Annotated in this window: 22 protein-coding genes; 11 read left to right on the forward strand and 11 right to left on the reverse strand. The window is 59.6% G+C overall.

Annotated elements, in window-relative coordinates; translation table 11 throughout:
* Positions 1-394 precede the first annotated feature (394 nt).
* The 3 genes from ACTQXI_RS08285 to ACTQXI_RS08295 all read left to right on the forward strand — a co-directional run bounded on the left by ACTQXI_RS08285 (position 395) and on the right by ACTQXI_RS08295 (position 3,577).
* Entirely contained in the window at positions 395-2,008 is a 1,614-nt protein-coding gene (locus ACTQXI_RS08285) for a peptide chain release factor 3 (RefSeq protein WP_427719358.1), read from the forward strand.
* 156 nt (positions 2,009-2,164) lie between these two features.
* Positions 2,165-2,887, forward strand: a complete 723-nt coding sequence (locus ACTQXI_RS08290; RefSeq protein ID WP_229770709.1) for a VUT family protein — start codon at positions 2,165-2,167, stop codon at positions 2,885-2,887.
* Positions 2,888-2,896: 9 nt separating this feature from the next.
* A complete protein-coding gene (locus ACTQXI_RS08295) occupies positions 2,897-3,577 on the forward strand; it encodes an SDR family NAD(P)-dependent oxidoreductase (protein WP_441048526.1) in 681 nt (226 codons plus the stop codon).
* Between the two features lie 50 nt (positions 3,578-3,627).
* Here the strand turns inward: ACTQXI_RS08295 and ACTQXI_RS08300 are convergent, their stop codons facing one another.
* A complete protein-coding gene (locus ACTQXI_RS08300; RefSeq protein ID WP_441048525.1) occupies positions 3,628-4,353 on the reverse strand; it encodes a uracil-DNA glycosylase in 726 nt (241 codons plus the stop codon).
* Positions 4,354-4,427: 74 nt separating this feature from the next.
* Here ACTQXI_RS08300 and ACTQXI_RS08305 point away from each other — a divergent pair, with 74 nt between their 5' ends.
* On the forward strand, positions 4,428-4,658 hold the full coding sequence (locus ACTQXI_RS08305; RefSeq protein ID WP_441548506.1) for a LysR family transcriptional regulator substrate-binding protein: 231 nt from the start codon (positions 4,428-4,430) through the stop codon (positions 4,656-4,658).
* A 27-nt stretch (positions 4,659-4,685) separates the two neighbouring features.
* On the opposite strand, the gene ACTQXI_RS08310 is transcribed toward ACTQXI_RS08305, so the two are convergent.
* Entirely contained in the window at positions 4,686-6,068 is a 1,383-nt protein-coding gene (locus ACTQXI_RS08310; protein WP_441048523.1) for an MATE family efflux transporter, read from the reverse strand.
* A gap of 178 nt (positions 6,069-6,246) precedes the next feature.
* On the opposite strand from ACTQXI_RS08310, the gene ACTQXI_RS08315 reads away from it, so the two are divergent.
* Positions 6,247-7,062 (forward strand): putative RNA methyltransferase, encoded by an 816-nt coding sequence (locus tag ACTQXI_RS08315; RefSeq protein ID WP_441048522.1) that lies wholly within the window; start codon positions 6,247-6,249, stop codon positions 7,060-7,062.
* A gap of 129 nt (positions 7,063-7,191) precedes the next feature.
* On the opposite strand, the gene ACTQXI_RS08320 is transcribed toward ACTQXI_RS08315, so the two are convergent.
* Positions 7,192-7,593 (reverse strand): hypothetical protein, encoded by a 402-nt coding sequence (locus ACTQXI_RS08320; protein ID WP_427719347.1) that lies wholly within the window; start codon positions 7,591-7,593, stop codon positions 7,192-7,194.
* 440 nt (positions 7,594-8,033) lie between these two features.
* On the opposite strand from ACTQXI_RS08320, the gene ACTQXI_RS08325 reads away from it, so the two are divergent.
* On the forward strand, positions 8,034-8,738 hold the full coding sequence (locus ACTQXI_RS08325; protein WP_441048521.1) for a class I SAM-dependent methyltransferase: 705 nt from the start codon (positions 8,034-8,036) through the stop codon (positions 8,736-8,738).
* A gap of 48 nt (positions 8,739-8,786) precedes the next feature.
* Here ACTQXI_RS08325 and ACTQXI_RS08330 read toward each other — a convergent pair whose 3' ends face one another.
* Complete coding sequence (locus ACTQXI_RS08330; protein WP_441548507.1) at positions 8,787-9,083, reverse strand: hypothetical protein; 297 nt, start codon at positions 9,081-9,083, stop codon at positions 8,787-8,789.
* A gap of 77 nt (positions 9,084-9,160) precedes the next feature.
* On the opposite strand from ACTQXI_RS08330, the gene ACTQXI_RS08335 reads away from it, so the two are divergent.
* Complete coding sequence (locus ACTQXI_RS08335) at positions 9,161-9,649, forward strand: N-acetyltransferase (RefSeq protein ID WP_441048519.1); 489 nt, start codon at positions 9,161-9,163, stop codon at positions 9,647-9,649.
* A gap of 118 nt (positions 9,650-9,767) precedes the next feature.
* Here the strand turns inward: ACTQXI_RS08335 and mscL are convergent, their stop codons facing one another.
* Positions 9,768-10,193 carry a large conductance mechanosensitive channel protein MscL gene (gene mscL / locus ACTQXI_RS08340; RefSeq protein WP_154517006.1) on the reverse strand — a complete coding sequence of 142 codons (426 nt, stop codon included), beginning with the start codon at positions 10,191-10,193 and terminating at the stop codon, positions 9,768-9,770.
* Between the two features lie 245 nt (positions 10,194-10,438).
* Here mscL and ACTQXI_RS08345 point away from each other — a divergent pair, with 245 nt between their 5' ends.
* The 3 genes from ACTQXI_RS08345 (at position 10,439) to ACTQXI_RS08355 (ending at position 16,160) form a co-directional block, all read left to right on the forward strand.
* The gene (locus tag ACTQXI_RS08345) at positions 10,439-12,442 is read left to right on the forward strand and encodes a GTP-binding protein (protein WP_441048518.1); all 2,004 of its coding nucleotides are present in this window, start codon (positions 10,439-10,441) and stop codon (positions 12,440-12,442) included.
* A 93-nt stretch (positions 12,443-12,535) separates the two neighbouring features.
* Entirely contained in the window at positions 12,536-13,654 is a 1,119-nt protein-coding gene (locus ACTQXI_RS08350) for an AAA family ATPase (RefSeq protein WP_441048517.1), read from the forward strand.
* A gap of 25 nt (positions 13,655-13,679) precedes the next feature.
* On the forward strand, positions 13,680-16,160 hold the full coding sequence (locus tag ACTQXI_RS08355) for an excinuclease ABC subunit UvrA (RefSeq protein WP_441048560.1): 2,481 nt from the start codon (positions 13,680-13,682) through the stop codon (positions 16,158-16,160).
* A 111-nt stretch (positions 16,161-16,271) separates the two neighbouring features.
* On the opposite strand, the gene ACTQXI_RS08360 is transcribed toward ACTQXI_RS08355, so the two are convergent.
* From ACTQXI_RS08360 to ACTQXI_RS08385, 6 genes are all read right to left on the reverse strand, one after another.
* Entirely contained in the window at positions 16,272-16,871 is a 600-nt protein-coding gene (locus ACTQXI_RS08360; protein WP_441016550.1) for a tRNA (cytidine(34)-2'-O)-methyltransferase, read from the reverse strand.
* A gap of 93 nt (positions 16,872-16,964) precedes the next feature.
* Positions 16,965-18,095: a GTP-binding protein gene (locus tag ACTQXI_RS08365; RefSeq protein ID WP_427719863.1), complete on the reverse strand. Its 1,131-nt coding sequence runs from the start codon at positions 18,093-18,095 to the stop codon at positions 16,965-16,967.
* 86 nt (positions 18,096-18,181) lie between these two features.
* Positions 18,182-18,523, reverse strand: coding sequence for an arsenate reductase family protein (locus ACTQXI_RS08370; RefSeq protein ID WP_055252194.1), 342 nt, complete (start codon positions 18,521-18,523; stop codon positions 18,182-18,184).
* Positions 18,524-18,708: 185 nt separating this feature from the next.
* Positions 18,709-19,332: a flavodoxin family protein gene (locus tag ACTQXI_RS08375; protein ID WP_427728306.1), complete on the reverse strand. Its 624-nt coding sequence runs from the start codon at positions 19,330-19,332 to the stop codon at positions 18,709-18,711.
* Between the two features lie 111 nt (positions 19,333-19,443).
* Positions 19,444-20,973 (reverse strand): diguanylate cyclase domain-containing protein, encoded by a 1,530-nt coding sequence (locus ACTQXI_RS08380; protein ID WP_441048516.1) that lies wholly within the window; start codon positions 20,971-20,973, stop codon positions 19,444-19,446.
* Between the two features lie 126 nt (positions 20,974-21,099).
* Complete coding sequence (locus tag ACTQXI_RS08385; RefSeq protein WP_441048515.1) at positions 21,100-23,817, reverse strand: EAL domain-containing protein; 2,718 nt, start codon at positions 23,815-23,817, stop codon at positions 21,100-21,102.
* Between the two features lie 322 nt (positions 23,818-24,139).
* Here ACTQXI_RS08385 and ACTQXI_RS08390 point away from each other — a divergent pair, with 322 nt between their 5' ends.
* Positions 24,140-25,009 carry a patatin-like phospholipase family protein gene (locus ACTQXI_RS08390; RefSeq protein WP_441048514.1) on the forward strand — a complete coding sequence of 290 codons (870 nt, stop codon included), beginning with the start codon at positions 24,140-24,142 and terminating at the stop codon, positions 25,007-25,009.
* Positions 25,010-25,228: the final 219 nt, after the last annotated feature.

Consider the following 25,228-nt stretch of genomic DNA (forward strand, 5'->3'; position numbering starts at 1 on the left):
CAGATTGAGATTTTGCTGGTGGGCCCACCTGGTTGTCTCAATCTGTAACAACTGGAGAAGTTTTTGGCTGCTAGATGTTACAGATCGAGATCTTTCTGGGACGCCCACCTGGTTGTCTCAATCTGTAACAACTGGAGAAGTTTTTGGCTGCTAGATGTTACAGATCGAGATCTTTCTGGGACGCCCACCTGTTTGTCTAAATCTGTAACAGGTAGAGGTTCAAAAACCGTCTAGATGTTACAGATCGAGACAAACTGCTGCGGAGTGCCGTCATCGACTGCTACACAGGCCCCAACTGATGAATTTGTCCTGATAGGCGCCCTAGAGCGGAATTTCGCGGCTACAATAGTGCGGTTACAACGACGTAATGCACTCAATGCAAGAAAGGATCCGCATGGCAAGCCTGTCGGATGAAATTTCGTCGCGCCGCACATTCGCGATCATCAGCCACCCGGATGCCGGTAAGACCACGCTTACCGAGAAGCTGCTGCTCTATACCGGCAGCATCCAGACCGCCGGCTCGGTCAAGGGCAAGAGCTCGGCCAAGCATGCCGTCTCGGACTGGATGGACATCGAGAAGGAGCGCGGCATTTCCGTCACCTCCTCGGTGCTGCAGTTCACTTACAACGGCGCCTGCGTCAACATCCTCGATACCCCCGGTCACCAGGACTTTTCGGAGGATACCTACCGTACCCTTATGGCCGCTGACGCCGCAGTCATGGTCATCGACGGCGCCAAGGGCGTCGAGGCCCAGACCAAGAAGCTCTTTAAGGTCTGTACGCTGCGCCACATTCCCATCTTCACCTTTGTGAACAAGCTCGACCACGAGGCTCGCGATCCGTTTGAGCTCATGGAAGAGATCGAGAATGTCCTGGGCATCAATACGTATCCCATGAACTGGCCGATCGGCAGCGGCCGCAATTTCCGCGGCGTGTTCGATCGTCAGACCCGTCGCGTCATTGCCTTTGAGGGCGACGGTCACGCCAACGCCACCAAGAAGGTCGCCGAGGTCGAGGCCGAGCTGGGCGATTCTTCCATGGATGAGCTCATCGGCGAGGAGAACCATAAGAACCTGATGGACGACATCGAGTTGCTCGATGGTGCCGGCGACGAGCTCGACTTGGATGCCGTGGCCTGCGGCAAGCTGAGCCCGGCGTTCTTTGGCTCGGCGCTTACCAACTTTGGCGTGGAACCCTTCCTTAAGGAGTTCCTGCGTCTGGCCCCGACACCGCGTGCCTATACCGATACGCTTACCAGTGAACCGGTCGATCCCTGCCGCGACGACTTTAGCGGCTTTGTGTTTAAGATCCAGGCCAACATGGACAAGAACCACCGCGACCGCATCGCCTTTGTGCGCATTTGCTCGGGTAAGTTCGAGCGCGGCATGGATGCCTTCCACGTGCAGGGCAACCGCAAGCTCAAGCTTGCCACGGGCACGTCGATGATGGCCGACGACCGCGCCATCGTGGACGAGGCGTACGCGGGCGATATCGTGGGCCTGTTCGACCCGGGTATCTTTAGCGTCGGCGACACCGTGTGCTCCGGCAAGCGCCATGTGCAGTATCCACAGATTCCGACGTTTGCCCCCGAGATGTTCGCTCGCATTACGCAGGTCGACACGCTCAAGCGCAAGCAGTTCGTCAAGGGCATGGAGGAGCTTGCCCAGGAGGGCGCCATCCAGATCTTCCGCGAGCTGGGTGCCGGCATGGAGAGCGTCATCGTGGGCGTGGTCGGCGTGCTACAGTTTGAGGTACTCGAGCGCCGCCTCAAGGCCGAATATCGTGTTGAGGTTCGTCGCCAGCCGTTGCCCTATACGGACATTCGCTGGATCCAGAACGACCCCGACACCATCGATATCCCAGGCCTTTCGCTCACGCGCGACACGCTGCGCGTCGAGGACATGCGCGGTGGCAAGCTGTTGCTGTTTACGAGCCCGTGGAACGTGGATTGGGCAACCGACCACAACCCCGACCTTATCCTGTCGGAGTTTGGCAACGTAGTCTTTTAACGCATCGGCGCGGTGGCCCTGCGGGGCTGCCGCGCTGCCTGCTTGCCTGATGCCGCATGAGCGGCTATCATGCCCACCGTCGCCTCAAGACCGGGGCGTCCGAGCAGTTCGGGTCCGATATCCTGCTCGTTAAACCTAAAACCAAAGGAGTACATAATGATCAAGAAGGTCATGGAGGACTACAAGGTCCTGTTGCGGAGCATTCCCGCGGCAACGGTTTCGCTGTTTTTCGTGAGCGTTATCATGATGAACCTGCTGGCCAACAAAGAGCTCATCAGCCTGCCGTATCTGGCACTCGATTGCGGTTTTGTGGTGAGCTGGGTCTCGTTTTTGTGCCAGGACATGATCTGCAAGCGCTTTGGCGCCAAGGCATCCATCAAAATCTCTATCCTCGCACTGGCGGTCAACCTTGCCGTGAGCCTGTGCTTTTGGGCGTGCTCGCTCACACCCGGTATGTGGGGCGCCTACTACGACACGGGCATGATCGAGGTCAACACCGCCCTTAACGCCACCATCGGCGGCACCTGGTACGTGGTGCTGGGCTCTTCGCTGGCAATGTTCGTTTCTGCCGTGGTTAACTCCACGCTCAACCAGTCGCTCGGCCGTATGCTCAAAAAGAATAACTTTGCGAGCTTCGCCTTCCGCTCCTATGTGTCCACGGGTGTTGGCCAGTTTATCGACAACCTGGTCTTTGCCATTGTGGTGAGCCACACGTTCTTTGGTTGGACCTGGGTGCAGGTCCTTATGTGCTCGCTGACCGGCGCTGTCGCCGAGCTGCTGTGCGAGGTCTTCCTGAGCCCCGTGGGCTACAAGGTCGTGCGCGGCTGGGAGCGTGAGAATGTGGGCGCCGAGTACCTCAAGCGCCACGCAACCGCCTAAGGAGCAAGTATGCGGGTTTTGATTACGGGCGCTTCGGGCGGTATCGGAGCCGCGTGCGTGCGGCGCTTTTTGGACGAGGGCCACGAGGTCGTGGGCTTTGATCTGCTGCCGGCGGTGATCGAACACGAGCGCTACCGCCATCTGATTGTTGATGTCCGCGAGCCGGGCTCGTTTCCAGGCGACCTTGAACCCCAAGTGATCGTGAACGTTGCGGGTACGCAGGATTCGGTCGACGATATCGCCGCCAACCTGTGTGGCACCATCAACGTGACCGAGCGCTACGCCTTTGTGGGGGAGGGGCTTGCTGCCAAGCCGGCGTCGGCTATCAAATCCGTGGTCAATGTGGGGTCGGCGAGCGGGCATACGGGATCGGAGTTTCCCGCCTATGCTGCCAGCAAGGGCGGCGTTATCGCCTACACCAAGAACCTTGCAAACCGCCTGGCACCGCAGGCCATCGCCAACAGTGTGGACCCGGGTGGCGTTATCACGCCGCTCAACCGTTGCGTGATGGAAGACGAACACCTGTGGAACCAGATTATGGAGCTTACGCCGCTTAAACGCTGGGCAACCGCCCAAGAGATCGCCGAGTGGATCTACTTTGTGGGCGTGACCAACCGGTTTATGACCGGGCAGAGCTTGCTCATTGATGGTGGCGAGGCCGGCCGCACACAATTTATTTGGCCCGAATAGGAAACGCGCCCGATGGAAAGCCGTCGGGCGCGTTTTTGATGTATCGATTTTTAGCCGAGACAAGTCCAGTTGACGGGGGTCGAGCCGTGCTGTTCGAGTAGCCGATTGGCTGCCGAGAAGGGTCGCGACCCCATAAAAGCGGGGAGTTCTGCCGTGGCACGGTTGGCCGAAAGCGGCGAGGGGTGCGTGGAGGCAAGGCAGAACTTGCCGGTTGTTTTGCCCGCGTCGATTGCGGCGAGCTTGCCCTCAACCATCTGCTGGGCAAAGCGGCCCCATGCCAAAAAGACTACCGGTTGGGGTAGCTGGCAGCAGCGTTCGATAACGTAGTCGGTGAGCGTACTCCAGCCCAGCTTGGCGTGTGAGTTCGCGGCATGCTCGCGCACGGTAAGCGTAGTGTTGAGGAGCAGGACGCCCTGTTGTGCCCATGGCGTCAGATCTCCCGTGGCGGGAATGGGACAACTCAGATCGGCTTTGAGTTCCTTATAGATGTTGCGCAGGCTTGGCGGCAACTTGGTTTGCATCGCGGGGACCGAGAACGATAACCCCATGGCCTGGTTGGGCCCGTGATAGGGATCTTGGCCCAAGATGACAACTTTGACCTGGTCGGCCGGCGTGTAGGCGAGGGCATTGAGGATGTCGTCTTGTGCCGGGTAGATGGTCTGCTCGGCACGCAAAAGGGCGATGCGCTCGAGCAGCTGGTTCGTAGTGTCACGTACCGGCTGCGGCGCATCGCCCAACCAAGTTGCTATGTTGCGGTCACGAGTTGCGGTGTCCATGGAGCTCCTTTATGGCAAATGCTATGTTGGCATCTATTGTAAAGGCGCACCGGTTGCCTTTATGCCGCGGCTGTATGAGGGGCGAGTCCACCGCCGACTACACCATCATGGCGATGGCGGAGGAGGGTCTAGGCGTGAGTATGCTCTACCGTCGTACTGTGGAGGGCATGCGGGCCGATATTCGCGTACGTCCCATCGTGCACGCCCCCTCACGCGACGTAGTGGCGGCCTGGCGCAGCTGGGACACCATGCCTATCGCCACGAGGCGCTTTATCGACTATATGAGCTCGCATATTGTCAATTAATGACTGGCGTGGCGTTGAGTGCGGTGTTTAGCAGGCTGTCGCTTTGGCTTGGGTAGCGCGATGGGTGCGTGCCGGGTGGCAGAGTAGTACCGCCACGACCATAAAGAACGCCGTGGTGCCCAGGCTGATGGGGTAGACCATCATGATGTTCGCAAAGGTGCGGAAGTGCGGGAACACGCAGAATACCCAATAGAAGCGGATGCCGCAGACGCAGATCATGGTGATAAGGGCGGGCATGAGCGAGATGCCAAAGCCGCGCAGGTAGCCGGACATGTTCTCGTAGAGCATGATAAAGGCGTATGCAGGGAAGATAGAGCACACGCGGATATAGCCGATTGAGACGATGTTGGGATCGCTGTTGAACAACGACAGGATCTCGCGCCCCAGGCCGACAATAACAATAATCGTGGTGAGCGCGACGACACCGCCTTCGACCAGGCAGACCTTAAGGGTCTTGGTGCAGCGGTCGATCTGACGGGCACCGTGGTTTTGTCCCACAAAGGTGGTGCAAGCCTGGCTAAAGCTGTTGAGCAGGTTGTAGCACACGCACTCCAGGCTCATGGCGGCGCTCGAGGCCGCCATGACCTCGGTGCCCAGGCTGTTGATGGCGGACTGGATGATGATGTTGGCGACGGCAAAGACGGCGCTTTGGATGCCGGCGGGCAGGCCGATCTTGACGATGCGCTTGAGGGCGACGGGGTCGATAGCAAGGTCGCGCGGGGTGACGCGGACGACGGAGTCGGTCTTGAGCAGGCGGATAAAGAGTGTAGCGGCGCTGACGGTGTAGGCGATGGCGGTGGCGATGGCGACACCCGCGACGCCCCAGTGGAGTACGGGGACAAAGATGAGGTCCAGGCCAATGTTGAGGACGGTGGACACGGCAAGCGCTTGCAGCGGCATGCGGGTGATGCCGACGGAGCGGAAGATCGCGGCCTCAAAGTTGTAGAGCAAGATTGAGGGCATGCTGAGCAAAAAGACGCGTAGATAGAGCGAAGCGAGCGGCATGGTCTCGGCGGGAACGTTGAGCGCGGCGAGCATGGGCTCGGCAAAGATCTCGCCCAGAGCGATGACGACAAAGCCCACGAGCGCCATTAAAATCGAGGTATGGACGGCGCGTTTGACCATATTCTGATCGTTGCGGCCGATAGCGTTGGCGATGACCACGTTGGAGCCAAGCGACATGCCAATAAACAGGTTGAGCATAAGGCTGGTAAGCGGAACATTGGAGCCGACTGCCGCCATGGCGAGGGTTCCCTGGTCGCCCGAGAAGTTACCGATAATGACCGTGGCGATGAGGTTTGACAGCTGCTCCAAGATGCTCGTGGCGGCCACGGGCAAGGCGAACAGGGGGATATTGCGCCACAGTGAGCCGGTGGTCATGTCGATGTGCTTAGATGCGGTATCAGCCATACGCTCTCAATCTCTAACGTGCTATTTCGTGCTTATTTGCGCAGACGATGATACTCCTAATCACCTAGTCATTGGGGGCGTTCTTAAACGACTAGTCATTCAAGAACGTCCCCAATGACTAGGTGGGGAAGGCGTGCGACAATGGTATACGTTGTGTTGTTCGCGCTAAGGAGTTGCCATGTTGTTGTGTCCCGTTTGCCATGAGCCGTTGGTGGACGACGAGCGCGGTGCTGCATGCGCGGGCGGACATCGGTTTGACCGTGCGCGCGAGGGTTATCTATATCTGCTACGTTCGTCCAAGAGCGGCGACTCCATGGGCGATCCCAAGTCGCAGGCACGCAGCCGTCGTGACTTTTTGAACCGTGGCTACTATGCGCCGCTGCGCGATGCAATGGTCGAGCTGGTGCGCAAACGGGTTTCTGGGCGTGCTGCGTCTACAGGCGGCCCCATGACGCTGCTCGATATTTGCTGCGGTGAGGGTTACTACACCAGCGCCATGGGCGCGGTGCCGGGCGTGGACGCTTATGGCTTTGACCTGGGCAAAGAAATGGTACGCCTGGCCGCCAAGCGCGGCGATGCGACCTATTTTGTGGCCAACATGAAAGACATCCCAGTGGCCGATGGCGCCTTCGATATGGTGACCGAGCTCTTTGCTCCCTTTAACGAGCGCGAGTTTGCCCGCGTGTTGGCGCCGGAGGGTTCGCTCTACACCGTGGTGCCGGGTGCCCGTCATCTCTTTGGGCTCAAGGAGGTGCTCTACGACACGCCGTACCTCAACGACGAAAAGCTTCCGAAGACGATGGAGCTTAAACTGGTCGGCACACAGCGGGTGTCCGCGAATATTACGCTCCAGACCCAGGCCGACATCGAGGCGGTGTTCCAGATGACGCCGTACTACTACCGCACACGCCCTACCGACAAAGAGCGCCTGGCAAACCTGGACACCCTTAAAACCGACATCGACTTCATCATTGCCGAGTACCACCACAGCTAACCAACCTGCCAAAAAGGGACAGGTTTATTTTGGCAGGTTTTATCTGGGCAAATGTAAAGGGCCGACCGCGTTACTGCGCGATCGGCCCATGTTAGTTGCTTGGCTGCGGGGGTTATGAGAAGCGAGTGCCTACAGGCGGTCCTTGTTCTCGGCCTTAACGGCGTGCGCCTGCTGAACAAAGAACAGGTCGTAGACCACGATGACAAAGGCACCGATATTGACGGCGCTGCCGCCGAGTGCGGGAAGCGTGAGCACGGCCTGCGCAATCGTGGCGATTGCGGCAACGATGCCGAGCTTAAACGCGCTATCCACCTGCGAGGGCTTGTTGGCGCCCTTGATGCCCGCAACACCTGCGGAAAGATCGACAATGCCCTTGACGACAAGCACGACCGCGGCGAGCATGGCGTTCGACCCGTACGTGGAATCGAGGCTGCCCCTGGCGATACCGATACCGGCGATGACGAGGTTGGCGATGCCCAAAACAAAGTAGATGAGGGCAAGGATTTTGAGAGTCTTGCGAGCGGAGCTCATGGCTGGTCCTTTCGATACGAGTACGCCGATCTGGCGTAGCCCATGTGTTGCACATATGGTGAAGCACATTGTAGTTCAACGCAGCGATGCGTGCGCCTGAAAGCGCTTTGAGCCCGCGCAGCCCAATTCGACCTTTCAAAAAGGAAAGCTGGACGTAAGCCAAATCGATGGCAGCTCATGTGCGGCACTGCGATGATGAGACCGTAACAAGGAGCTGTTCTTAAGGAGGAGCCATGATGTACGGAGCAGGGCGAGTGCATGAGCCGCGGTCGTTGGGAAGGCGCATGGGCGATTCTGTGATCGCTGCCGTGTGCACGGGATTGATGGCGGTGCTTTGCATTGGGATGCTGTGGGCCATGTCGCATGTGGGACAATAGCGGACGGTTGGGTGCTGGCATAAACGGCGCTCACGTATTCATTTTGCTTGTTAAGGAGTACCCATGGGCGTCGTCGATCCCTTTTCTGTTGCTCGGGCCGCGGGGCTTGAGCTGACCGGGAAGTCCGCGGGCCTCACGCTCATCGACGGCACGATGGAGTTGCGTGCCGATTTTGTCCGCATGCTGCCACGGCTCAAACAGGGTCGTCTGCAGCAAGAGCTGTTGGTAAAGGCTGCGCGCGCAAAAGGCGTCGAGTGCCCATGGGCGATTGATGCCACGGCAGGCTTTGGCGAGGATTCGCTGCTGCTGGCGGCTGCGGGCTTTACCGTCGATCTGTATGAGCAGGATTGCGTGATCGCGGCGCTCCTCAAGGATGCCTTGGATCGCGCGGCAGATAATCCGGCGCTTGCGACTGCCGTGGCACGCATGCGCTTACATGCGGGCGAGGACAGCATTGCCGGCCTTCACCATATAACTGAGTTGATCGGGCAGGGCGAGCTCACCGCTCCCGACGTGGTGTATCTGGACCCCATGTTTCCCGAGCGCACAAAGAGCGCGGCGGTTAAAAAGAAGTTCCAACTCTTGCATCATCTGGAACAGCCGTGTGCCGATGAGGAGACGCTGGTCGAAGCTGCGCTTGCGGTGCGCCCGCGCAAGGTCGTTATCAAGCGGCCGGTGAAGGGGCCGCTGCTTGCTGGCGTTAAGCCGAGCTATCAACTTGCGGGCAAGGCCGTTCGTTACGATGTTCTGGTGCCGCCGCGCCCGTAGCTTGCGGGCGATGGTTGGCGCTCCGTCAGTGCCGTGCCGATGCGGGGCCTATTTCCAAGGGTGCGACGTCAGGTGCCAGCCGCCGCAGTATTCGCATTTGTAGCAGGCCAAACCACGCCGCCCGCGGTTTTCGCAGTCGGCCATAACGGCCTCGGCCTCGGCGCGTGTGCCGTAACGGTTTTTGCGCTCGCACGACTTGTAGCGCCAGGCTTCATCGCGCTCGGCGTTCAGGGCGTCGCGGTGCTCGTCCTCGCGCGCAAACAGGTCGCTCATAGCGCCACCGGTGGCAGCGCCCAAAAACTCGCTTTTGGCCTTTGACCAGGCGGCTCGCTTTTTGCTTCCCATCTGCTTCTCGCCCCTCTTCAAACGCTGGTATCATTGCTCAATCAAAGTGATACCAATAAACGTGAGGTCGCCGCGTGATGATCAGAAAAACCCTCGATACCGACATTCCCGCCGTCATGGCTATCTATGACGCGGCCCGTGCCTTTATGCGCGCGCATGGCAACGCCACGCAGTGGCCCGAGGGCACGCCTTCTGCCGAGCAGCTGGCTGCCGATATCGCCGCCGGTGGTAGCTATGTGTTCGAAGTCGACGGCCGCGTGGTGGCGACGTTTGCCTTTTTACCGGGCCCGGACGAGTGCTATGACGTAATTGAGGACGGGCAATGGCGTAGCGACACTCCGTACGCCGTGCTGCACCGTGTGGCGTCCGACGGCACCGTGCACGGTATCGCGGCTGCGATGTTCGCCTTTGCCAAAGAGCGTGCCGACCATCTGCGTATCGATACGCATCGGGACAACCTGCCCATGCAGGGCGCGAGTATTAAAGCGGGGTTTGAGCGTGCCGGCGTCGTGTGTGTGTCGGACGGCACGCCGCGTGTTGCGTTTGACTGGCTGCGCGAGGCATAAGAGCGGGGGCGCGTATCTACGCTCCAAGTAAGCGAAAATGGCCCCGGGTGGGGCCATTTTTAATCGCTGCGCTGTTTTGTAAGGTGGTAGATGCCGCTCGCTGTCGGCTCTAAGGCACCTACGCTCGGGGCAGCTCGCTTCCGCAGTGGCAACACTTGGTCGCGCCTTCGTGCACCTCTTCCAGGCAATACGGACAGACGGGCGCCGGTGCGGCTTCCTCGGCGGTGGCACCGGCGAGCCTGTCGCCGATTTCCTGCGCCTTGTTGAATGCCTTGACGATGGCAAAGACGATTGCCGCCACAATCAAAAAATTGATGCACGAGCCGATAAAGGCGCCAAAGTCGATATTAGTGCCCGGCACCACCAGCCCCGAGATCTCGGTAGCGCTACCGCCGGCAATCACGGAGATAAGTGGGTTGATGATGTTATCGGTAAGTGAGGTCACGATGGCGGTGAATGCGCCGCCGATAATCACGCCGACGGCCATGTCCATCACGTTGCCGCGATTGATGAATTCCTTGAACTCGTTGAGCAATGTCTTCATGGTGACTCCTCGCTGTTGTGGGGTTCGCGTTGTTGCCGCCCCGGATGAGCCCGGGCAGGCAAAAAGGGGAGGTGCCGGCTTTCGCAAGGCGCGAACCTACGAAAATCGCCGCACGGCAACGCGGGGCGATGAGCTCTGTCGGGGGATAGGGCCCGCTTCGCCCGCCGGCCCGTAAATTGTATCATCCAGTGTGGAACGAGAGCGCCCGTTTCCGCGTGCGACGGGCTTGCAATAAGAGGAGAGCCATGTCGAAGCAAGCGGTCGTTGGAATCTTGGCGCATGTCGATGCTGGCAAGACCACGCTGGCCGAGGCCATGCTGTTCAATGCGGGTCGCATTCGTAAGCGCGGCCGCGTGGACGATGGCGATTCGCATCTGGACACTAACGCGATCGAGCGCGAGCGCGGCATTACGATTTTCTCGTCGCAGGCCGTGCTCGACCGCGGTGATACCCGCGTCATGCTCGTGGATGCACCGGGGCATGTCGATTTTTCTGCCGAGGCGGAGCGCACGCTGCGCGCACTCGACTACGCGATTTTAGTTGTGGGCGCCAACGACGGCGTGCAGGGGCACACCGAAACCCTGTGGCGCCTGCTTGCACGCTATGACATTCCGACGTTCATCTATATCAACAAAATCGATTTGGAGAATCCCGGCCGCGATGTTTTGCTGGCACAACTTGGGCGGCGTCTTTCCGAAGGCTGCCTGGATGCCAACGAACTGCTGGAGGGCGGCGCCGTTCAGGAGGACGCTGCTGCGTTGGACGAGGCGGCGCTCGAGGAGTTTCTTGAGGCAGGTGAGCTTTCCGTCGCAACGCTGTCGCGCATGGTTGCCGAGCGCAAGCTCTTTCCCTGCTTTGCCGGCTCGGCGCTCAAGGACCAGGGCGTGAGCGAGCTGCTGGATGGCATATGCGCGCTGATGCGCGAACAGATATGGATTCCGGAGTTTGCCGCGCGCGTCTATCGTGTCAGCCGCGGGGATCGCGGCGAGCGCTTGGCATGGGTTAAAGTGACCGGCGGCACGCTGTGTGCAAAACAGATGATCAGCGGGCGTTCCGGTGCCGAGGCATGGGAGCAGAAGGTAGATCAGGTGCGCATCTATAACGGCGAAAAGTATGAGCTTGCCCAAGAAGTTGCTGCTGGCGGTATTTGTGCCGTGACGGGTCTTGCGCACGTTCGCCCAGGGGACGCCTTGGGTGCGGAGCCCGTGTGTGATGCGCCCGTCATCGCTCCGGTCCTCACCTATACGGTGCTTCCGGGCGAACACGATGTCCATGCGGTGTTTAAAGCGCTGACTGAGTTGGCGGACGAAGACCCCATGCTCGGCGTAAGCTGGAATACTCATCTGGAGCAGATTCACCTGCAGCTGATGGGCGCCGTGCAACTCGAGGTCGTGCAGCGGGTGTTGGCCGATCGCTTTGGCCTTTCGATTTCGTTTGAGGCCGGCGGCATTCTCTATAAGGAGACCATTTCGCAGCCGGTCGAGGGCGTGGGCCACTTTGAGCCACTGCGCCACTATGCCGAGGTGCATCTGAGCCTGGAGCCGTTGCCAGCGGGTTCGGGCGTGCAGTTTGGCACCGTGACCTCGACCGACGAGCTCGATCTTAACTGGCAACGCCTGGCGCTCACAAACGCCATGGAGCGAGATCACCTGGGCGTGCTGACCGGCTCGCCCATCACCGATGTGCGCATTACGCTCACGGGCGGCCGCGCGCATGCCAAACACACCGAGGGCGGCGACTTTCGCCAGGCCACGTACCGCGCGATTCGCCAGGGGCTCATGCAGGCGCGTGAGGCCGGCGCGGCGGTGCTGTTGGAGCCGTGGTATCGCTTTGAGCTCGAGGTGCCGGGGGAGTGTGTGGGCAGGGCGTTGTCAGACGCCACGCGTATGGGAGCCGACTACGAGCCGCCGACGATGGCGGGCGAACGGGCAAAGCTTGTGGGTCGCGTGCCGGCATCCGAGGTGCAGGATTATGCGCTGGAGGTGGCCGCCTACACGAGCGGTCGCGGGCATCTGTACCTGGAGTTTGCCGGTTATGCGGCATGCCATGATGCCGAGCGCGTCATCGAGACTGTCGCCTATGAGCCCGAGGCCGATCTACCCAACACGCCCGACTCGGTCTTTTGCTCTCACGGCGCCGGCTACACGGTCAAGTGGTACGACGTCCCCGAGGCAGCCCACGTAAAGGTCGATCCCGCCACCTTCCGCCCCTGGCGAGCGGCGGACGTCGAGTTTTTCGGCCATAGGTGATAGAGGGTGAGTCTCTTTGTCGCATCCTGTTGGTATAACTCGGTATAAGTTGGTATAACTGTTACCGGGGTTTGCCAATCCGAGGAGGCCGACATGAATCCAAATCCCTTTAAGCCCACGGCTGGCAAGCGGCCTCCGATACTCATCGGCCGCGAGTCGGTCATCGAAGATTTCGAGGAAGGGCTCGATAACGGCGCCGGAGCGCCGGGCAGGCTCATGCTCATTACGGGAAACCGCGGCTGTGGCAAAACAGTTCTCTTGCGGGAGCTGCAGCGTTTAGCTAGCGAGCGCGGATGGGCGGTTGTCTCCGATTCCGCCTCGCTTGGCCTATGCGACCGCTTGGCCGACGCGCTTCGCTCGAATAAACCCGTTGTGACGTCAATGGAGTTTGGTCCGTCGTTTGGCCGAATGTCGGTCGAGGCGGCGCGGGCAAAAGGCGAGACGTTGCGCGGGTTAGTCAACGAACGCCTCAAGAAACTCGGGCCGGGAAAGGGCTTACTGTTTGCGATTGACGAGGCCCAATCGGCATCTATCGAGGAGCTGGCGGCGCTGGCCGTTCTCTATCAGCAGGTGCTCGGAGACCAGGATGCTACGGGCTTGCCCGATAGCGACCAGCGCGGTCTTGCGCTGGTTTTTGCCGGCTTGCCCAGCATGGTCGATGACTTGCTCGAAGAGCCGAGCGTAACGTTTTTGCGCCGCGCCCAGCAGCGTACGCTGGGGGCGATTTCTTTGCCCAAAGTGCGCGATTCATATATCCAGACGGTCAAAGGCACTGGTCTTTGCGTTGATGCGGAGACGGCGGACCTTGCGGCGCGCAAGAGCATGGGGTATCCCTATATGGTTCAGCTGGTGGGATATTACATGTGGAGGTCTGCTGTCCGGCGTGACTCGCGGGTCATTGAAGTGTGCGATGTCGAGGCTGGCTACGCCGATGCCATCTCCGAGTTCTATGAAGCAGTCGACGCCCCTTTGTATTACGGGTTGCGCAGTCCGCAGCGCCTCTTTATCGAGGCCATGGCGGCTGATGGGGGCAAGCCGACGCGCATGGCTGACATCATTGAGCGCTGCGACCGCACCCAAAGCTGGGCGAGTAAATATCGCGCAAGCCTGATTCGCGAGCGCGTCATCGAGGCTGCCGGATACGGCCTCGTCCGGTTTACCGTGCCCATGCTGGGCGAATACATTCGCGACCGCGTTTTATGGCATAAGTAGGGTGATAAAGGTGACGGAACAGAAGATGAGCCCGCAGGCTATAGAGGTACGTGGCGCGCGTGTGCACAACCTCAAGGACATCGATATCGATATTCCGCTGGGAAAGCTCGTGGGTATTGCTGGCGTATCGGGTTCGGGCAAGAGTTCGCTGGCACTGGGCGTTCTTTACGCCGAGGGCTCGCGTCGCTACCTGGAGGCGCTTAGCACCTATACCCGCCGCCGTCTGACACAGGCCGAACATGCCCAAGTGGACGAGGTACTGCACGTACCGGCGGCGCTCGCATTGCATCAGCGCCCCAGCGTGCCGGGTGTGCGCTCGACCTTTGGTACCATGACCGAGCTCAACAATAGCCTGCGTCTGCTCTTTAGCCGTTGCGCCCATCACGTGTGTCCGCACTGCGGGGCGCGCGTGGAGCCGAGCCTTAACGTGGCCGCGGGCCTGTCGCTCACGTGCCCCGAGTGCGGCCGTGAGTTCTACGCGCCGGGTGCCGAGGATCTTGCCTTTAACAGCGGCGGCGCGTGTCCCACCTGCGGCGGCACCGGTGTCATGCGCGAGGTGGACGAGGCGAGCCTGGTGCCCGACGAGTCCAAGACTATCAACGAAGGCGCGGTGCTTCCTTGGGGCACGCTCATGTGGGATCTGATGAAGCAAGTGGCAGGCGAGATGGGTGTGCGTACCGACGTGCCGTTTAACCAGCTCACGCCTCAAGAGCGTGACATTGTGTTCCACGGCCCGGCGGTTAAGAAGCACATTCTCTACGTTCCCAAAAACGGCGAGGGCGCCACGCCGCTCGACTTTACCTATTACAACGCCGTCTATACCGTCGAGAATGCGCTCGCCAAGGTTAAGGACGACAAGGGCTTAAAACGCATGGCGCGCTTTTTGCGCGAGGGGCCATGTCGTGACTGTGGCGGCACGCGCCTCTCCGAGACCGCCCGCCAGCCCCAGGTGCGTGGTATCAATCTGGCGCAGGCCGCGGCCATGACGCTGGGCGAGGCGATTGAGTGGGTGCGCGGGGTGCCCGCATCCTTGCCGGCCGAGATGCGGCCCATGGCGGCGGATATCTGCGATTCGTTTTTGAGCGCGGCCCGTCGCCTGGTCGATCTGGGTCTCGACTACCTTTCGCTCGATCGCGCCGGTGCCACGCTCTCCACGGGCGAGCGTCAGCGCGTGCAGCTCGCCCGCGTGGTGCGCAACCGATCGACGGGCGTGCTCTATGTGTTGGACGAGCCTTCGATTGGCTTGCATCCTGCCAATGTCGACGGCTTGGTGGGCGTGATGCGCGATCTGGTGGATGACGGCAACACCGTGGTTGTTGTCGACCACGATACGCGCGTACTGGCGGCAGCCGACTATCTGGTCGAGATGGGCCCCGTTGCCGGAGCAGGCGGCGGTAATGTGATTGCCGCTGGCACGATGGACGAGGTCGAACAATCGCAGGGCAGCCGCATCGCCCCGTTTTTGCGCGCAGACCCCAAGCGTATGCGTCCGCAGGTGACTGACGAGGAAATGTTCGATCAGGGCCACATCCGCATGGCAACCGATGCCATCCATACCGTCAAACCGCTCGAAGTCGATATACCGCGCGGTCGCCTTGTCGCGGTGACGGGCGTTTCGGGTTCGGGTAAGACGACGTTGGTGCTCGAGACACTCATCCCGGCGCTTAAGGCCCAGGCAGCTGGCGAGCGCCTGCCAAGCCATGTGCGCTGGGTCGACGCCGAGGGTATCGCACGCGCAAACCTGATTGACGCTACACCTATCGGCGCCAACGTGCGCTCGACGGTTGCGACCTATGCCGACATCCATGATGAGCTGCGTCGCGCTTTCGCCCGTACGCCCGAGGCCAAGGCAGCCGGCTACAAGGCGGGTGCCTTTAGCTACAACACTGGCGCCTTGCGCTGCCCTACATGCGATGGCACGGGCTCGATATCGCTCGACGTGCAATTTTTGCCCGACGTCGAGATCATCTGCCCAGCATGTCGAGGCTCGCGTTACGCAGACACGGCTTCGCATATCCATCGCGAGGGCAAGGACGGGAGCAAGCTTACGTTGCCGCAGCTCATGGACATGAGCGTGGACGAGGCTCTCGACGCCACGGTGGGGCTCAAGAAGGTTCAGGCGCGCTTGCTGACCTTGCACGACCTGGGCTTGGGCTATCTTACACTCGGTGAGCCCACGCCGGCGCTTTCGGGCGGCGAGGCGCAGCGTTTAAAGCTTGCGAGCGAGATGGGCCGCGTGCAGGACGATGCCGTATTCGTATTCGACGAGCCCACGATCGGCCTGCATCCGCTCGATGTTCAGGTGCTGCTGAACGTGTTTGACGGCCTCGTCGCCAAGGGCGCCACGGTTATCGTGATCGAGCACGATCTCGACCTTATCCGCAATGCCGATTATGTGATCGACATGGGGCCGGGCGGTGGCGATGCGGGCGGGCAAGTCGTCTGCGCCGGCACTCCGGCGGATATCGCTGCTTGCTCCAAGAGCATTACTGGCCGCTATCTATAGGCAAAGCGACAAAGTGGCAGCCCTTTGTCGCTTTGATGCCAAAACCAATTTCTCAAGGGTTAGAGGGTTTGAAAGTCTACCATTTCTGCCCCGTCCCCTAATGGCAGGTTTTTACATGCCGGCAAAGCCTGTCTGGCGCAGGGCTTCGTAGAGGACGATGGCGGCGCTGTTGGAGAGGTTGAGTGCGCTGATGCGGTAGTCGTCCGGATTGACGAAGTTGCCGCAGATATCCTGCCGAAGGATGGCCTCATGGCCGTCCTCGGTATGTCCGAGCGATTCCTCGTGGGCTTCCCAGGCCTCGGCGTTGTCGAGTGAGTCACAATCGCGCAGCATGGGGATGCGCTCGCAGCGCTCGGGCGCTGCGGCGAGCAGCTCCTCGGGAATGCCCGAGCTCTCGCTGCCAAAGACCAAATAGTCGCCGTCACGGTAAGTGCTTTGCGCATAGGTTCGGCGTGCCTTTTTGGTCAGCAGATGCAAGCGGTCGTCGGCGGGGGAGAGGTCATTGCGCGCAAGGAAATCCTCCCAGCTGGCATAGGTCGTCACGTCCAAGTTTTGCCAGTAGCCCAGGCCGGCGCGACGCACCGTTTTGTCGTCGAGCGAAAAGCCCAGTGGCTCCACCAGATGCAGGCGGGCGCCGGTGACCACGCAGGTACGGCCGATATTACCCGTATTGGCCGGAATCTCGGGCGCATACAGCACGATATTGAACATGAATCTCCTTGGCATAGAACGAAAAACCACCACGAAGGGTACCTTCGTGGTGGTTTGGCGGTTACGTGGGCGGAAAACGCCCACTTGGATAACCTAAGCGCGGTGCCAGTCGGTCAGGCAGGCATCGAGGGCGGCGATGAGCGCATCCTTGTCCATGTGACGGCCAATGATGCACAGGCTCGTCATGCGGTCGCCCGTCTCGTCGTCCCAAATCTGCATGATCTCGGGGTTCTCGTCGATGATCTTCTGCTTTTCGCCCTCGGGCGCCGAGTCGACAAACAGGCCGTTCTCCATCAGGCGCATCTGGCGTCCGGCCTGCTCGAACATGTAGCACATGTCCGGATCGCCGGTCTGCCACAGCGGACCCTTGACGCGAATGACCTCGTCGGGCCACTCCTGCTCAACAAAATCGGTGAACTTCTGCAGGTCAAACGGCTTACGGCGCGAGTACACAAAGGTCTCGATGTCGTACTCGAGCACCTCGGGGTCGTCGTGCTCCTCGGGATGCTCCATGGCCTCGATCCAGGCGGCGGAGTTGTAGGCGCGCATAAAGTCGAAGCGATCGGTATCGAGCAGCTCCTCCATGGGGACCTCGCCGTTTTGAGCCTCGACAATCACGGCGTCCTTCTGCAGACTGCGCACGATGGCCTTGAGCTCGGCGATCTGCTCAGGGCTCACGGTATCGGTCTTGTTGAGGATCAGCGTGGAGCAAAACTCGATCTGCTGGATGAGCAGGCTCTCGATGTCGTCCTCGTCGATATCCTCGGCCAGCAGGTCGCGACCGCCGTTGAACTCGTCGTACATGCGGGCGCAGTCGACCACGGCAACGATGTTGTCGAGCGCGAGCTTGGGTTCGCCGCCCACTTTGGCCTCGTCGCAGAAGCTCGAGATGGTGTAGGCGATGGGGATAGGCTCGCAAATACCGGAGGCCTCGATGATGATGTAGTCGAACTTGCCCGAATCGGCAATGCCCTGCAGCTGGTTGGCCAGGTCGTCCGAAAGCGTGCAGCAGATGCAGCCGTTGGTGAGCGGGATGAGGTCGTCGGTCTCGGAAAGGCCACCGTCGGCGATAAGGCTGGCGTCGACGTTGATCTCGCCGATATCGTTGACGATCACGGCGGCGCGGATACCGCCGTCGTTGGCGAGGATATGGTTGAGCAGCGTGGTCTTGCCGGCACCGAGGTATCCGGTAAGCATGATGATCTTCACGGGCTTGTTGGGCATGTGCCCTCCTTTGTTAGATATGGCTTACAGCTGAATCTTATGCCAAACGCCTGCTCTTATACCCACGCGCCGGCAAATAACACAGGCTACTCCCAGGCTCCCCATACATCGGGGCAATAACCGACGGTGGCCTTTTTGCCGTTGCGCACGATGGGCTCGGCCAGTACCTGCTGATTCTCGAGCAGCTTATCAAAGCGCTGGCTGGGAGTGAGGTGCTGGATAAGTGCGAGTGTCTCCTCGTCCTTGGCTTTGGGGTTGAGCAGCTTGTCGATGCCGCCGACCGCCTGCATCACGCTCGTGAGCTCGCCTTTGCTCATCTCCTTTTCCTTAAGGTCAATAAACTGCACCTTAATGCGGCGCTCCTTAAAATAGCGCTGGGCCTTCTTGGTATCGAAGGACTTTTTGGTGCCGAAGATTTGCACGTTCATGTATCTGTTCCGCCGTTCTAACGAACGGCGGTCACCTCGACGCTGCAAAGCCATCTGATGGGCAATCTGCCTTTCAATCGTCGGGCGCGGGCAACAGCCCAGCGCCCTCCTCTTTCAAGGCACCTTGCCTCATCAGCTGGCTTTTCGCTGACATTGATAGAACATCGAGGTGACCACCGCTGGACTTATCGAATGAAGTTGGTGCGCTCGCGATCGGCTTCGGGCGCGCTGATGCCGGCGGCCTGTCCTGCTTCGATACATTGCAGGAGCCAGGCCATGTTCTTGCCGATGTTGCGCATGGTGGCAAGGCCCTCGGCATCCCCATCGGCGTCGCCGGGCACGCGACCAAAGACGTTGTTCCAGTACGTGGAGGCGACTACGGGCATCTGGTTGATGGTGAAGTACTTGTTGAGCACATCGAAGGTGGTCGACGTGCCACCGCGACGGGCGACAGCGACCGCGGCGCCGGGCTTGTGCGCAAAGGCGTGCCCGCCCGCATAGAAGGCGCGATCGAGGGCCGAAAGGATGCGTCCGCTGGGGTGCGCATAGTAGACGGGTGAGCCAAAGACAAAGCCGTCTGCCTGCTCAGCGGCAGCGATGAGCTCGTTCACCACGTCGTCGTCAAAGGTGCAGCGACCGCCAAGCTTGCCGCACTGGCCGCAACCGATACAATCGCGAATGGGCTTGGCGCCCAGCTGAAACACCTCGGTATCAATGCCTTCGGCATTGAGCTGCTCGGCGACTTCGGCGAGTGCGCGGGCGGTGTTGCCGTTTGCCTTGGGACTGCCATTGACCAAAAGAACCTTCATCACAAACTCCCTCTGCTGTCGGTGACTTCTGCGGAGGATTATCGCACGAGAGGGCAGATGGCGTGGGGAGCGATGTGAAACGGCTTGTGTTTCACATCGCTCCCCACGACGCTAGTCCAGCTTGGTGCCCGGTACTTGCGGCGCCTCTTCAAGCAGCGCTTTGAGCTCGTTCAAAATGGAAACGGGCTGTCGGTCGACAGCGTCTAGATGAAGTGTCGCCACACGAATGGGCGGCTGATATTCAAATGAGCCAAAGAGCACGGGCGACCCCAAGAATCGCTCGATTTCGTCTGCGATCGCGTCGGTCTCTTCGGGATCAAAGTCGTCGAAAAGCGCCACGAACATTGGTCCCGTCGAGCGGAACAGACGACCCTTGCCGCGCGAGCATTCCATAAGGCAGGCGGCACTTTCTGCCAAAACACGGTCGCCCGCATCAAAGCCAAAGCGGGCATTGACCTGAGCGATATCGTTGATTTTAATGGCAATAAAGCCTGCCTCGCGCGCCACGCGACGCATTTCACCAATGGCGTTGACCAGGGCGTGAATATCGCCTAGGCCAGTCACGGAATCTGTCGTATCTGCCAAGCTTCGGTTGATGATAATGCCCACATACATGCTGGGCTCGGTATCGGTGCCGTCCAAGCGGTAGCCCGTGCAGTCGCAAAGCGCGTATTTTCCGGTGGCATCCATTACGCGATACTGCATGTAATGGAAGTGCCACGTGCCGTTTATCACCATGTCGAGCTCGGCGCGCACGTTGTCGCGGTCCTCGGGATGAACGCGGGCGAGCCACATGTCGAGTGAGTTAAAAGGGTGCTGGGAGGGCAGGTCAAAATCGCGCACGGCGTTAACCGACCATTGCGATTCTCCCGTATCGAGGTTAAGGATGAACGGATAGCGCGTCTCGGAGCTCATGGAGATCGCTTGGAACACCCGGTCGTTGCAGGGAAGCTGATCGACGATTGGGCGTTGCGGCGCGTCATTGTCTTTCGGTTGCTGCACACGATGCATAAGCTTATAGCGATACATCTTGCGATCGGCATCCATCGTCATCTGGCGACGCGTGTCGCCGGCAAGTGGATCGACGCGCGAGCAGCCAAAGCTAAAGCTGGCGATCATGGGCGCCTTGCCACCTGAGCTCGCCTCGATCAGCCCGGCACGTACCTGCTCCAAGCGCTGCTCGAGTTCAGTCTCGTTTGCGGAGAGCGAGATAAGCACAAACTCGTCTCCACCGATACGGAACAGCATCTCATCGTGCTCCATGGTTTCGGAGAGTGTGCGGCAAATACTCAGAATATAGCGATTGCCTTCGGCGTGGCCAAACATATCGTTGCAATGCTTGAGATGGTCGATGTCAATATAGGCGCAGGTGAAGGGGTCGCCTTTGCGCCAGAGCTGCTCGACGTGACGGTCGAGTCCGCCGCGGTTGCCCAAGTTGGTGAGCGGATCGATATAGGCGTTGCGCTCAAGCAGCTGGCGCTCTTGTTGCAGGATGGCATACGTCTTTTGTAGTTGCTCACCAACGGCGCGTAGCCCAGCGGGCAGCGCGGCAACATCGAGTTCGGCGGTCGAGATGCCATTCGCAAGTCGCTGAAGATAGGCAATAATCGATTGCTCGCCCATGCGGTACGACTCGTTCATGATGGATAACCTCCTTGGGCAGGACAACGGTTTGTATCATATCCCCAATTCGGCTTGGATTGGGGATATGAGTTAGCCATGGGGACAAATGCTTCCTTCGACGGTGGCGTTTTGCGCGCGAGCGTATCAGTTGTTATTGCCGCCATCGAGCAATGCCTCAAAATCCTTTGCCTGCATGGGTCGGTAGTAGAGGAAACCCTGAGCGTAGCGGGCGCCCATGTGGCGTAGCATGTTTGCCTGCTCATTTGTCTCGATGCCTTCGATTACAACGGGCAGATGGAGCGACTGCGCCATCTCGAGCATCGATGACACGATCCGCGCGCTGCGGCCTTGATCGCGGTCGGTGGGCACAAAGGTGCGGTCGAGCTTGATGACGTCAACATTCACGTTCCTGAGCATCGCGAGCGTGGACTGGCCGGTACCAAAATCGTCCATATAGGTCGAGAAGCCGCGGGTGTGCAGATCCGCGGTCAGCTTATCCACGGCCTCGGACTCTCCGGTATAGGCGGTCTCGGTGATCTCGATACGCATGAGCTCGGGCGGCAGGTTGTATTGAGCGGCGAGCGCCCCCATATGTTCGGCAACGTCGCAGGCAAGAATGTCCACGCGCGACACGTTGAGGGAGATCGGAACAACGCGAAGACCGCGATCGAGACGCTCACGAAGCCATGTGGCAACGCCCTGCCAAACATATTTGTCGAGCGTTACCACAAAGCCGCTTTCCTCGAGAGCGGGGATAAAGGTGACAGGTGAAATGAGGGATCCATCCTTGTCAATCCAGCGTGTGAGCGCCTCGGCGCCAATGATCTCGCCGGTTTCCATATCGACCTGGGGCTGCAGGTAGTAAGTGATGCGGCCGTTTGAGAGCGCATACTGGAACTCGGTTAGCGTGTGGTGGAACGCAACCTCATGCTCGTATTCCTCGGGGCGGAAAACGGCAATGCGCTCCTTAAAGTCGTTTTTGGCGCGTCGATTGGTAAACATGGCCTTGGCCTGGGCATCAATGGTGATTTCCTCGCTCGCGTCGATGGGGCATACGCCCATGGACGGCCAAAAGCCTACGCCGTCGTCGTGCTTGGCTACAGCCTCGCGCACGCGCGCATAGACTCGGTGAACGAAATCGCGCTCAAAGGGTATGAGCAGACAAAAGTCGTCTTGCCCCCAGTATCCCGCGACACCCATGTCGGCGTTCTCGATATCCTTGAGCACCGTGCCCACATCGGCAAGCATACGGTCGCCTTCGGCCTGTCCATACCATTCGTTAAATAGGCGCATGTGGCCCATGTCGACGGTGGCGATACACCAAGCGCCGTCGCGCTTTGCCTTGATGAAGGCATTGGCACGGCGCATAAACTCGCTGGGTCGGCAGAGGCCGGTGAGCATATCGATGCGTTCGGCGATTGCGCTTTTGCGCTCGATCTCGGGTATAGGGAGGCTGTCGTTGGGGACAAGCCCGCCAGCCGTGCGAAGGCGACGGTCGAGTTCGCGCAAAACAGCAGATGTTTGGTAGTCCAGGCGCTCGTAAAAGACCGGGGCGACAATGCAAACGGGAGTGATGGTGTCGCCCGCGATTTGAACGGGGGCAAAAATGGTCTCTTTTAGACGATGGGTCAGGAGTTCAAATGCCCCGTGGTCCAAAGCGTTGCTGAGCACGACGAACTGGACACTTCGTGAACGGAAGACGCGACTCCTACCGCGGGTGATCGACAGCATACGGCTTGCGTATTCGGCAAGCATGCTGTCGACCGCCTCGGCTCCATAGAGCTCGTTGAGCTTCGTCGTGCCGCGAACGCGCACGGCGATGAGTCCTGTTTTGCAGCGGTCACGGCGACAGGCATCGATAGCGTTGACCAGCATACGCTGCGTTCCAAGCCCCGTGGCGGCGTCGACGGTCTCGGCAAGGGAATGATTGACGAGCTCGCCGACATAGAGCGAGGGCTCGTTTTCGCTCCCATCGATGCGAAAACCGCGAGCACGGCAGAGCACGTAGTCGCCTGTGGCGTTGCGTACACGATACTGCATGACTCGATGGTGCTTGGAGCCGTTATAGACTTGGTCGAAGTCGTCGGTAAAAGCCTCAAGGTCATCGGGATGGACGCGCTTTTTCCAGTAATCGCGACAGTTGTCTATGTGCTCTGAAGGAAGTCCGAGATCGCGCAAGGCACCTTGTGACCAAAGGGTGCGATGTTTGTCCAAGTTCTCGATAAAGAAATAACGACCTTCGTTGAGCATCGAAAAGGCGTCGAAAACACGGTCGCTTATTTCGAAGTCGTCGGTATGGACTTGCGTGATATTGCGTCGATCGAGGTGCAAGGCATGGCGTAGTTTGTAGTCGTACATGCGATGGTCGGCATCGAGCGTCATGCGATTGGGGGCTTCGCCCAGGGCGGGGTCGGCGTGGGACACTCCGTAACTAAACGAGTGGGGCATCCCGGAATCGTTGTTGTTGAGCAAGATTGTTCGGCAGTGTTCCAGACGATCGGCGAGGTCGTCCTCGGTTGCAATCGTAGAGAGGATGGCGAACTCGTCGCCTCCCAGTCGAAACGCCGCCTCGTCCACCTTCATATACAGCTTGAGATAGAGGCTTACCTGCAAGATGTAGCGGTTGCCCTCGTCATGCCCAAAGACGTCGTTGCAGTGCTTAAGGTTATCGATGTCGATAAAAGCCATGGTGACGGGCAGTTCCTGCTCCCAGAGCTCCTCGAGGGAACGGACAAAGCCGCCGCGGTTGCCAAGTCCGGTAAGCTGGTCGGTAAAGGCGGTCCTGATCAGATCGTCCTGACGTTCAAGAAGGTCGCGGACGGTCTTTTCGAGCGTCTCGGTGTAATTGCTGACAGTATCCATGTCGTAAGCGGCTTTCTGAGGTCGGGCGAATTGCGTCGGGCGAGCTCGTTGTGCACACGCGTTGTTGTTCGGCGCTTTGCGTGTATCCAGGCCCCGCCTCGCTGCGTTGTTGGGTTAATTTACCGGCTAATGTTTGCAGTTGATAACTGCTGAGTAGTATAAACAACAGCGCAGAATTATATATGGGTGCCCATGCTGTGCGCGGCCATTATTCGCTAAACGGTACCGCAATGATGAGATGTCCGATAAAAATGCGACTGAGACGCTATATGTTGACGGGTATACTTGTCCCGGTTTTAAACGCAGGAACGGAGATGGTCGCATGACACAGCCGGATACGACGCGCACGGTGGGGCTTGCACTCGAGGGAGGCGGCTACCGCGGTATGTATACGGCGGGCGTACTCGATGTCTGGATGGAGCACGGCTTAACTTGTGACCATATGGTGGGTGTCTCGGCGGGTGCGGCGTTTGGGTACAATTTTAAGTCACGCCAGATCGGTCGCGCCATTCGGTATAACAAGGCCTATTGCGCCGACAAGCGCTATGCGAGCGTGACAAGCTGGTTGCGAACCGGTGACATGTTCAATGCCGATTTTGCCTATCATGAGGTGCCGCTTGAGCGCGATCCTATCGACTTAGAGGCGTATCGTGCCTGTCCTATGCGGTTTACGTGTGTGTGCACCGATATCGAGACGGGTGAGGCCGTCTATCACGACCTGCCGTATGGCGATGAGCGCGATATCGAGTGGATTCGGGCATCGTCGGCGATTCCCGTGGCGACCAAACCCGTTCGGATTGACGGACATCGATATCTGGATGGCGGCGTGGCCGATTCCATTCCCAGTGCGTGGTTATTCGAACAGGGGTATGACCGCAACATCGTGGTGCTGACGCAGCCGGCAGGCTTTGTAAAGCAGCCGAACAGTTTGATGCCCATGCTGCGACGTGTGTTCCGCCACTATCCGAAGTTTGTCGAGGCGCTTGAACGCCGGCACGAGGTATATAACGCTGCACTCGACGACCTGGCGCGTCGCGAGGCCAGCGGCGAGGTTTTCGTGGTGCGTCCGAGCGAATCGGTGAAGGTGCCATCGCTGTGTCGCGAGCCAGAGGAGCTCGAGCGCATCTACCAGGTCGGTCGTCGTGATGCGGCCGCGACCTTGTCGGCGTTGGAAGCATATCTGGCAGAGTAGGGCAAACTGCAGAGCCCTCGGCGGAAAGTGCGTCCCAGAATTTGCGTCTGGAATGGGATGCAGTTTCCCAATGGAGTCGCATGCGGAAAACGCATCCCAGAATGGAGGGGGACTGCGGACGATTTCCTGGACCGCTAAATCGCGGCCATCCCCAGCGACGACCGGTAGTCGTCCGGTGTCGCGCCACCGAGCGCGTCGCTTGCCCGCTCGGAGTTGAAG

The sequence above is a fragment of the Collinsella sp. LCP19S3_C9 genome, from assembly GCF_052121575.1.
Lineage (GTDB): Bacteria > Actinomycetota > Coriobacteriia > Coriobacteriales > Coriobacteriaceae > Collinsella.

Excerpts from the sequence above, each read along its gene's own strand:
- ACTQXI_RS08285 (WP_427719358.1), top strand. The coding sequence starts at position 395 with ATGGCAAGCCTGTCGGATGAAATTTCGTCGCGCCGCACATTCGCGATC.
- ACTQXI_RS08290 (WP_229770709.1), top strand. The coding sequence starts at position 2,165 with ATGATCAAGAAGGTCATGGAGGACTACAAGGTCCTGTTGCGGAGCATT.
- ACTQXI_RS08295 (WP_441048526.1), top strand. The coding sequence starts at position 2,897 with ATGCGGGTTTTGATTACGGGCGCTTCGGGCGGTATCGGAGCCGCGTGC.
- ACTQXI_RS08300 (WP_441048525.1), bottom strand. The coding sequence starts at position 4,353 with ATGGACACCGCAACTCGTGACCGCAACATAGCAACTTGGTTGGGCGAT.
- ACTQXI_RS08305 (WP_441548506.1), top strand. The coding sequence starts at position 4,428 with ATGAGGGGCGAGTCCACCGCCGACTACACCATCATGGCGATGGCGGAG.
- ACTQXI_RS08310 (WP_441048523.1), bottom strand. The coding sequence starts at position 6,068 with ATGGCTGATACCGCATCTAAGCACATCGACATGACCACCGGCTCACTG.
- ACTQXI_RS08315 (WP_441048522.1), top strand. The coding sequence starts at position 6,247 with ATGTTGTTGTGTCCCGTTTGCCATGAGCCGTTGGTGGACGACGAGCGC.
- ACTQXI_RS08320 (WP_427719347.1), bottom strand. The coding sequence starts at position 7,593 with ATGAGCTCCGCTCGCAAGACTCTCAAAATCCTTGCCCTCATCTACTTT.
- ACTQXI_RS08325 (WP_441048521.1), top strand. The coding sequence starts at position 8,034 with ATGGGCGTCGTCGATCCCTTTTCTGTTGCTCGGGCCGCGGGGCTTGAG.
- ACTQXI_RS08330 (WP_441548507.1), bottom strand. The coding sequence starts at position 9,083 with ATGGGAAGCAAAAAGCGAGCCGCCTGGTCAAAGGCCAAAAGCGAGTTT.
- ACTQXI_RS08335 (WP_441048519.1), top strand. The coding sequence starts at position 9,161 with ATGATCAGAAAAACCCTCGATACCGACATTCCCGCCGTCATGGCTATC.
- mscL (WP_154517006.1), bottom strand. The coding sequence starts at position 10,193 with ATGAAGACATTGCTCAACGAGTTCAAGGAATTCATCAATCGCGGCAAC.
- ACTQXI_RS08345 (WP_441048518.1), top strand. The coding sequence starts at position 10,439 with ATGTCGAAGCAAGCGGTCGTTGGAATCTTGGCGCATGTCGATGCTGGC.
- ACTQXI_RS08350 (WP_441048517.1), top strand. The coding sequence starts at position 12,536 with ATGAATCCAAATCCCTTTAAGCCCACGGCTGGCAAGCGGCCTCCGATA.
- ACTQXI_RS08355 (WP_441048560.1), top strand. The coding sequence starts at position 13,680 with ATGAGCCCGCAGGCTATAGAGGTACGTGGCGCGCGTGTGCACAACCTC.
- ACTQXI_RS08360 (WP_441016550.1), bottom strand. The coding sequence starts at position 16,871 with ATGTTCAATATCGTGCTGTATGCGCCCGAGATTCCGGCCAATACGGGT.
- ACTQXI_RS08365 (WP_427719863.1), bottom strand. The coding sequence starts at position 18,095 with ATGCCCAACAAGCCCGTGAAGATCATCATGCTTACCGGATACCTCGGT.
- ACTQXI_RS08370 (WP_055252194.1), bottom strand. The coding sequence starts at position 18,523 with ATGAACGTGCAAATCTTCGGCACCAAAAAGTCCTTCGATACCAAGAAG.
- ACTQXI_RS08375 (WP_427728306.1), bottom strand. The coding sequence starts at position 19,332 with ATGAAGGTTCTTTTGGTCAATGGCAGTCCCAAGGCAAACGGCAACACC.
- ACTQXI_RS08380 (WP_441048516.1), bottom strand. The coding sequence starts at position 20,973 with ATGAACGAGTCGTACCGCATGGGCGAGCAATCGATTATTGCCTATCTT.
- ACTQXI_RS08385 (WP_441048515.1), bottom strand. The coding sequence starts at position 23,817 with ATGGATACTGTCAGCAATTACACCGAGACGCTCGAAAAGACCGTCCGC.
- ACTQXI_RS08390 (WP_441048514.1), top strand. The coding sequence starts at position 24,140 with ATGACACAGCCGGATACGACGCGCACGGTGGGGCTTGCACTCGAGGGA.